Annotated in this window: 1 protein-coding gene and 2 pseudogenes; 1 reads left to right on the top strand and 2 read right to left on the bottom strand. The window is 38.7% G+C overall.

The window, feature by feature from the left end:
* Positions 1 to 137: 137 nt before the first annotated feature.
* Positions 138 to 407 (top strand): annotated as a pseudogene (locus GZ78_RS26830) (IS30 family transposase); the annotation flags it as partial.
* A 91-nt stretch (positions 408 to 498) separates the two neighbouring features.
* Here the strand turns inward: GZ78_RS26830 and GZ78_RS26825 are convergent.
* Entirely contained in the window at positions 499 to 1,296 is a 798-nt protein-coding gene (locus tag GZ78_RS26825; RefSeq protein ID WP_152558983.1) for a hypothetical protein, read from the bottom strand.
* A 168-nt stretch (positions 1,297 to 1,464) separates the two neighbouring features.
* Positions 1,465 to 1,609 (bottom strand): annotated as a pseudogene (locus GZ78_RS29225) (IS1595-like element ISEnu2 family transposase); the annotation flags it as partial.

Here is a 1,609-nt window from a genome sequence, read left to right as displayed (position 1 = left end):
AGGAGGCTGACCGAGAATAGCCAGCTATGACTCATCACGCCTACTTGCCCAGCTACTCCAAACGGTTTGTTCATAATCATATTTAGAAGACGGAATGGGTATAAAAGGTGTAAAAATGCTCACTGGCTTTTTTACTTTTGCTGGGGTGGGTGTCATTGATTTGCACCATCACACTGGATAACGGAGGCGAGTTTGCCGCTCATAAAAAGGTATCAGAAGCATTGAATGCCGAGGTATTTTTCGCTAAGCCTTATGCCAGTTATCAACGAGGTACTAACGAGAATACCCATGGCATTATTCGTCGAATCTGGCCTAAGAAAATGGCTCTCGGGGATCTGACAGAAGCGGAGATTCGAGAAACTGAATGGCTGATCAATACCATACCGAGAAAAGTATTGGGCGGGTGAACTCCGCTCGAAGTCTACACCGGGGAGTTGCTTGCACTTATTGCTTGAATCCAGCATCCAGCTTTGTTATGCGCTGAAATTGAAGTTATAACTAATCTACATCAGTTATATCCTTTAAAGAAGTGCCTTTATATAATAGAACGCTTTTAATTTCCTCATGAGAGTATGAGTCGCCTTTTATGGAGCAGCCAACAATATCACTTATATCATCCATTACCCGGATGAAGAATCTTGAATAAGTTTCTCTTTTATACTTTTTCCAAGTTGCCTGAGTTCCAGCTGGATCAAGGAAAATTATATACTCATTTTCATTTTGCAGAGACCAGGAAATAACAAAATTATGTCCTTGAAACTCTCTGTTTTTACCTAAGCCTTGAAGAATTAGCAGGGTGGAACATTTTGGTAAAAGAAAAAACGCTTGTGATAAAGGAGCAAGCATGGATTTTATATGTTTAAAAGAATGTGGTTCGACATCAATATTAATTCCCTTGCCATTCATTTTTCTAGAAAGAAATTCATAAGTCAGATCAACGCATTTTTTTTTCTTATTATTTAAAGTGTCTCGTCTTTCAGTTGATTCAATACCACTCCAATATTCATGGTGTAATAATCTAGCTCTCTGATAATTGAAGCTACCGCTAGCGGGCTCTAGAAAGTTTTCTATCCATTCAACGGAAACTCCAAGACAACAGTTATCGGGAACTTTTATTATACTTGTATGTTGCTTCGTTAATACAGAAAAGGCTCTTTTCTCTAGTTCTTTATAATTAATAGAGCTATCTGTACTTGTAGAGATATATTTTTTCAAACAATTTTCTGATGCTGATACAAGACTATCTGAACTAGAGTGGCCTGAGACTTGTTGTGAGCTTCCTACGCCTGAAATCATGTCGACCTCCTTTTGATTATTTGTAATATGGACAATAGTGGCCGCATTAAGTTCAATCTTTATTTGGTTCTTTTGAATTCCTATTGGTAAAGAGCCGTGTTTTTAAATCTGTTCAGCTATTTTGTGGTGAACTGCACGCACCGGAAGTGTAAAGCTTGATGTCTTGGGCTATGTTGCGCTTAAAGGTTGAAAGCGGAGAAACTCCATAATTTTATTACCCAATCGATCAGGTGTTAGAGTTTGAATCCCGGTTAAAGCTCTACGCCAGCCCAGGTAATGTGGTAAGTATTTTGTCGCAACCCCATGAAAAATC

Source organism: Endozoicomonas numazuensis, from assembly GCF_000722635.1.
Taxonomy (GTDB): Bacteria; Pseudomonadota; Gammaproteobacteria; order Pseudomonadales; family Endozoicomonadaceae; genus Endozoicomonas_A; species Endozoicomonas_A numazuensis.
Note: the sequence above shows the minus strand (reverse complement) of the source record. Positions and strands in the feature narration are given on the sequence as shown.

Excerpts from the sequence above, each read along its gene's own strand:
- GZ78_RS26825 (WP_152558983.1), bottom strand. The coding sequence starts at position 1,296 with ATGATTTCAGGCGTAGGAAGCTCACAACAAGTCTCAGGCCACTCTAGT.